This is a genomic window from Agreia sp. (genome assembly GCF_964263775.1).
Lineage (GTDB): Bacteria > Actinomycetota > Actinomycetes > Actinomycetales > Microbacteriaceae > Agreia.
In genome coordinates this window covers 1-5,690 of sequence record NZ_CAXVWM010000138.1, presented here as the reverse complement: position 1 = coordinate 5,690, position 5,690 = coordinate 1, and the positions used below count along the sequence as shown (strand labels likewise).

The following is a 5,690-nucleotide window of genomic DNA, read 5'->3' as shown; positions in this document are numbered from 1 at the left end:
GGCCGACGGCTCGGGTGCTGCGGGGGTGGCCTGGGCGCCACCGGCAGAGAGAGCCAGGCTCCCCGCGATCAGGGCGGCCACGGGGATGGCGGCCAGATGTCTGAACGGATTTCGATGCATGGATCCTCGCAACAGTGAGAGCGGATGTCCCAGTTTCGGACACGTTTTTGAGACAACATGGACAGCCGGACAGGGCAACACGAACACGCGCAGCCCTGCACAGGTAGTTCGGAGTGTAGGGCACGGAGGCTGGCCCTCGAAAGACCGACGTCGATCATGACGAACGCTCGATTTCGGCGGCGCGCCAACACGCAAGGGGTCGACGGTTCGTTTCGGCCGGAGATACGGTTCTGATATCGACAACAGGGAGTGCGGATGGCGCCGAGTACGGAGTTCGACGAGAGTTCTGGGCAACCCCTCTGGCTGCCCGCACCGAAAGCGGTGCTGTTCGACATCGACGGAACGCTCGTCGACAGCAATTACCTGCATGTGGATGCATGGGGCCGGGCATTCGCCGAGGTCGGCCGCCCCGTCGAGGCGTGGCGCATCCACCGCTCGATCGGACTCGACGGCGACAAGCTGCTCGACGCCCTGCTCGGAGACGACGTCGAGGAACGCGGCGATCACGCGAAAGAGCTGCACACCGAGTACTACTCGCGGCTCACAGATAGGCTGCGTGCGCTGCCACAAGCGGTGACGCTGTTGCACGCGCTCAGCGACGCCGGAATCCGGGTCGTGCTCGCGACGAGCGCCCCGAAAGACGAGCTCGACATCCTGCTGGCAGTGCTCGATTGCGATGACGCCCTGCATGCCACGACCTCGTCAGACGACGTGGGCACCGCGAAGCCCGAGCCCGACATCGTGAACGTGGCGCTCGAGCGGGCCGGAGTCGATGCATCCGAGGCCCTGTTCGTCGGCGACGCCGTCTGGGATATGAAGGCGGCCGGCCACGCGGGGGTTCGGGCGATCGGGGTGCGAACCGGGGGCATCTCGTCGGCCGAGCTTCTGGATGCCGGCGCGCTGCGGGTATTCGACGATCCGGCCGCCGTGCTGGCCGACTTCGAAGGCCGTCCGGCCTCTCAGTGATCTGACGCGCGCGGACGCAGCCGGGTCTCCTCGAGGTCGAGCATGGCCTGGGCCTGGGCGAGAATTCGTGAGGGATAGGCGCCGCGGCTGCGGGCATCCAGGAGCCGTTCGCGTTCGGCGAGCACAACAGCCAGCCGCAGCTGCCGGTAGACGCGGTGCGGCGTCTCGTCGTCGCTCGACGACGCGGGCGAGGCCTCGTGCGAGCGTTCCCAGGCGGCTTCGGCGCGGAGAAAAGACGACTGGCGAACCCGCTCGATCACGTCGGGGTCGACGTCGGCTGTTCCCTCGATCACAGCCTCGGGGTCGTCGAGCACGGCCATGCCCGCGAAGCTGATCTCGTCGAGCAGGGTGGCGAGTTCGCGCCGATCCTCCGCCTCGTCGACGCCCTGGATTCCGAGGAGCCGGATGAGCCAGGGCAGGGTTCCGCCCTGCACGATGAGGGTCACGACGGCGACGGTGAACGCGATGAGGATGAGCTGCGACCGGTAAGGAATGTCGAACGGAAGCGACTGTGCCGCCGCCAGCGTGACCACGCCGCGCATGCCCGACCAGCTCAGCACGAAGCCGCCGCGCCAGTCGATGCTCTCGCGGCGCAGCTGCTCGAGGTCAGAGCGCCGACGCTGGTAGTGACGCTCCTCGCGCAGGCGGCGACGGCCCGTCCACACGCCCCGGTGGGGGTTCTTTCGATAGTGGTAGAGCGCGAGCAGGTTCGTGTAGGTGAGCTTCTCGGCGTGCTCGGCGCGTTTCTTCAGCAGGTACACGAGCGGGCCGATCCAGAGAAAGCGCAGCAGCGTCAACGCGACGACGGCGATGAGGCCGAGCCCGATCGCATCCAGCACGCTGAGAACCTCGGGGTTCTCGACGTCGTTGATGAGCGTGCGGATCTCGAGCCCGATCAGCAGGAAGACACCGTTCTCGAGCAAGAACTGGATGGTGCGCCAGTTGATGCGGTCGCTGATGCGCGCCTGCGCCGAGAATGCCGAGGGCGCGTGATGCCCGGTGTAGAGGCCGGCCACGACCACGGCGAGAACACCGGATGCGCCGAGCGCCTGGGTGGGCAGAAAGGCGAGGAACGGCACGGCGATGGAGATGGCGGTGTCGAGCACGGGGTCGTTGAGCTTGGTGCGCACGAACACCGAGACGAGACCGGCGAGCAGGCCTATCACGATGGCCACGAAGACGGCGAACAAGAAGTCGCCGATCGTCTCCCAGGGCGAGAGCAGCCCGCCCGCGGCCGCGGCGGTCGCCGAGCGCAGCAGCACCAGGGCGGTCGCGTCGTTCACAAGGCCCTCGCCCTCGAGCACGGTCAGGATGCGCGGGGGCAACCCGAGGCGACGGCCGATGGATGTCGCGGCGACCGCGTCGGGCGGGCTGATGATGGCGCCCAGAGCGATGGCCGCGGCGAGGTTGAGGTCGGGCAGCATGGTGAACAGCAGGAATCCCGTGCCGAATGCCGTGACGATGACGAGTACGACGGAGAGGCTCGTGATGGTGCTGAAGTTGCGCCTGAAGTCGACGACGGGAACGCTGATGGCCGCCGCATACAGAATCGGCGGCAGCACCAGGTCGAGCACGAGCTCGCCCTCGATGTGCAGTTCGGGAAAGCCGGGAAGGAACGAGATTCCCACGCCGACGATCACCAGGATTATGGGCGCGGCCACCCCGAGGCGCTTCGAGAAGTACGCGACCGCGACGATGACCGCGATGCCGAATACTGCGTAGACGCCGAGCTCCATGGTGTTGTCAGGGTACCCGCACCGTGTTCCAGTCACATTTCGCGCTGCTGTTGCGCACGCGGAGGGCTACGTCGCGTCGGTCTTGGGTTCGGTTGCGGGGGCGTTCGTCGCTGTGTCGAGGGCGCGGGAAACAGACGATTTCCCGACGCCGAGAACCTGTGCGATGTGAGCGATGCTGTCACCCTGGGCACGCAGCTGAACCGCTGCAGCGGTGCGCTACGGAGTCATGACGGAGGGGCGCCCACCGACGCGGCCTTCCGACCGGGCATGAGCGAGACCACGTCGTGTGTTCTCCCGAATTGTGTCAACACGGAGTTGAGCAAATACAGCCACGATCCCGAACAGGGCGCGACCCATTGGCGTTGTCGTGTCTATGTCCGGTTCGGGGAGGCTTTTGATGTTCACACCCCGGTCGTGCAGTCCTGCGATCTCCTGAATGGCCATCGTCTCGCTGCCGGCAATACGGTCGAGGCGACGCACAACAAGTGTGTCGCCGGCGTTGAGATAGTCCAGGCACGCGACCCACCGGGGGCGCTCAGCGACGCGGCTCGACTCCCATGATCGACGAATACACGAACAGCGCCAGCCGCGCGCAGCTCGTCCTCTTGCGCTGCAGGATTCTGTTCCTGCTTGGAGACCCGGGCATACCCGATGACGTTGCTCATTGTCGCGCCGTGTGCCTGGGAGCGACGCCGCGGGCGTCGCGGCTGACAGCGCTGATCAGTGACGTAACCCCCTGACCACCTGTAGACGGCCTGAGCCCTAACGCTTCGCGGCTCCACGCGCCCACAGGTGGACAGCGGGACCCCAATCGTCCACCCGCACACCGGCCACACTGTTACGTCAACGGGACACGTCGCGTTGCGTCTGTGTGGCCCGTGCACGGTCTCGTTGGGTAGGTAGTCCCCCTCCCCCCGATGCAGGGGGTCTCTCTTGTGCAGTTCGGCATCTATCGGGGAGACGGGGAAGATGCGGGCAGGCCCGCTACGCGGAAAGCGTGGTGACGTCGTGCGCTGCGTCCTCGGCGGCCTTGTCGAGGGCTCGTGAGACCGACGACTTGCCGACTCCGAGAACCTTCGCGATCTGCACAATGCTGTGGTTGTCGGCGCGCATCCGTAGGGCTTGCTCGATGCGTTCGGGAGTCATCACGGAAGGCCGGCCGCCCACTCGACCCTCAGCTCGTGCGTGCGCGAGACCGCGCTTCGTGTTGTCCCGGATCGTGTCGACGCGGAGCTGCGCGAACACGGCGACGATGCCGAACAGGGCGCGGCCCATCGGCGTTGTCGTGTCGATATCGGGCTCGGTAAGACTCTTGATGTTGATCCCGCGATCGTGCAGCTCACTGATGGTCTGAATAGCCATCGTCTCGCTGCCGGCGATACGGTCGAGGCGACGCACCATGAGAGTGTCGCCAGCGCGCAGGAAGTAGAGGCAGGCGAGCCACTGTGGACGCTCGGTTACACGGCTCGATTCGCCGTGGTCGACGAACACCCGGATAGCACCCGCGGCGCGCAGCTCGGCCTCCTGAGCTGCCGGGTTCTGGTCACGCTTCGACACTCGCGCGTAGCCAACGATGTTCGTCATGGGTTCTCTCGATCAGTCTCGCCCGACGTCTGGGCTTCGACCTGGCGTCTTTGGCGCGCGGTTGGTGGGGCCGGCGGTAGTGCCCGGCTTGGTGGCTTCCGTGGCCGACCTCGGGAACGATGCGCGGTAGGCCGAACGATCCCGGCGCAGCTCCGTCGACGCGCCAGGCGCGGACGCCTGAGGGGCCGGCGGGCGCTCGACGGCCATCGCTCGGAACACTGGAACAAGCTCCGCTGGCTGCGGCTCGTAGCGGCCGCGGTCGGGGCCGGAGAGCATCGACTGTTGGTTCCAAATCTCGGGCGTCACGCCGGACACTGCGGGGCTGTAGTCGATGCGGTACGGGCTCAGCTCCGAGACCTGTTGCATGAACAGCTTGGCCGCGCGTCCGTTGCCCTCGCGGAACGGGTGTGCCTGGTTGACGTAGGCGAACACCTCGGCGGCGAACTGGTCGCGATTCATCGTCGACCACTGCGCGCCGCGCAATAGACGACTCGCATCATCGAGGTAGCGCGGGACGTCGCTTAGCTTCGCAAACTCGCTGAGGTTCTTCGTCATGCCGACTGTGCGGTACTCCCCTGCCCACTCGTAGACGTTGCCGAAGAGCTGACGGTGAATGGCCCGTAGGTGCTCGGCGTCATACGTTCTCGCGATCGGCGTCACGCCCAGCTCGATCTTGGCCTGCTGCTTGCTGGTCTCGGAGTACTCACGCTGCGCCAGTGCGACCCCGTCGCGTTCCCCGTAGAGGTTGCGCAGCACGGAGCCGCCAGGCTCCCAGAGATACGAATCCCAGGAGGAGAACTGCGACGCCATCAGCTCGCGATGGCGTGTGCGCGGTGGCGCTCTGCCGCGCCTGCTGCGCGGCGGTCATACTCGGCTTCGTCAATCGCGCCGCGCACAAAATCAGTCAGGTTCTCGACGTCCTCGCGGTTCGGCACCCAACCCTCGTGCCAGCTCGACGCAAACGAGTTGACGACGGCCGTCCGGCTGGCGGCATTCAGGGGCGCGAACAGCTCCGGCCAACGGGCCTCGATGTTGAACTCAGCGGCCACGGTGGCCCCCTTTCCTCGGTCTCGATCCATTCTACCAGCTCGCCCGAAAACGGTCTATAGATAGTTTCGGGAAGTATCGGTTTCGGGCGTGAGTTTCGGGCCGTCCGGGGGCGGCGTGGCGGGGACGTGGCCGGCCCCCCGCCCCACCCACACAGCAACCATCGAGTGTGGGGAGTCGGCCCCACCAGGAGCACTGTTTAAAAAATAAACAACATAACGGTGTGAAATGGTGTGC

At 66.2% G+C, this 5,690-nt stretch carries 6 protein-coding genes and 1 pseudogene; 1 reads left to right on the top strand and 6 read right to left on the bottom strand.

The features are described 5' to 3' along the window. Positions 1 to 375 precede the first annotated feature (375 nt). Positions 376 to 1,086, top strand: a complete 711-nt coding sequence (locus ACE5CZ_RS10780; RefSeq protein WP_374947329.1) for an HAD family hydrolase — start codon at positions 376 to 378, stop codon at positions 1,084 to 1,086. Here ACE5CZ_RS10780 and ACE5CZ_RS10775 read toward each other — a convergent pair. From ACE5CZ_RS10775 to ACE5CZ_RS10750, 6 genes and pseudogenes are all read right to left on the bottom strand, one after another. Further along, a complete protein-coding gene (locus tag ACE5CZ_RS10775) occupies positions 1,080 to 2,822 on the bottom strand; it encodes a cation:proton antiporter (RefSeq protein ID WP_374947328.1) in 1,743 nt (580 codons plus the stop codon). The genes ACE5CZ_RS10780 and ACE5CZ_RS10775 overlap by 7 nt on opposite strands. 66 nt (positions 2,823 to 2,888) lie before the next feature. Continuing rightward, positions 2,889 to 2,987: a hypothetical protein gene (locus ACE5CZ_RS10770; protein WP_374947330.1), complete on the bottom strand. Its 99-nt coding sequence runs from the start codon at positions 2,985 to 2,987 to the stop codon at positions 2,889 to 2,891. Between the two features lie 51 nt (positions 2,988 to 3,038). Then, positions 3,039 to 3,487, bottom strand: a pseudogene (locus ACE5CZ_RS10765) (recombinase family protein). Between the two features lie 319 nt (positions 3,488 to 3,806). Then, positions 3,807 to 4,406 carry a recombinase family protein gene (locus ACE5CZ_RS10760; RefSeq protein WP_374947327.1) on the bottom strand — a complete coding sequence of 200 codons (600 nt, stop codon included), beginning with the start codon at positions 4,404 to 4,406 and terminating at the stop codon, positions 3,807 to 3,809. A 12-nt stretch (positions 4,407 to 4,418) separates the two neighbouring features. Further along, positions 4,419 to 5,216: a Fic/DOC family protein gene (locus ACE5CZ_RS10755; protein WP_374947326.1), complete on the bottom strand. Its 798-nt coding sequence runs from the start codon at positions 5,214 to 5,216 to the stop codon at positions 4,419 to 4,421. After that, a complete protein-coding gene (locus tag ACE5CZ_RS10750) occupies positions 5,216 to 5,455 on the bottom strand; it encodes a hypothetical protein (protein ID WP_374947325.1) in 240 nt (79 codons plus the stop codon). The genes ACE5CZ_RS10755 and ACE5CZ_RS10750 overlap by 1 nt, the downstream gene beginning before the upstream one ends. Between the last annotated feature and the right edge of the window lie 235 nt (positions 5,456 to 5,690).

Coding starts and splice junctions, on each gene's coding strand:
- ACE5CZ_RS10780 (WP_374947329.1), top strand. CDS start 376: ATGGCGCCGAGTACGGAGTTCGACGAGAGTTCTGGGCAACCCCTCTGG.
- ACE5CZ_RS10775 (WP_374947328.1), bottom strand. CDS start 2,822: ATGGAGCTCGGCGTCTACGCAGTATTCGGCATCGCGGTCATCGTCGCG.
- ACE5CZ_RS10760 (WP_374947327.1), bottom strand. CDS start 4,406: ATGACGAACATCGTTGGCTACGCGCGAGTGTCGAAGCGTGACCAGAAC.
- ACE5CZ_RS10755 (WP_374947326.1), bottom strand. CDS start 5,216: ATGGCGTCGCAGTTCTCCTCCTGGGATTCGTATCTCTGGGAGCCTGGC.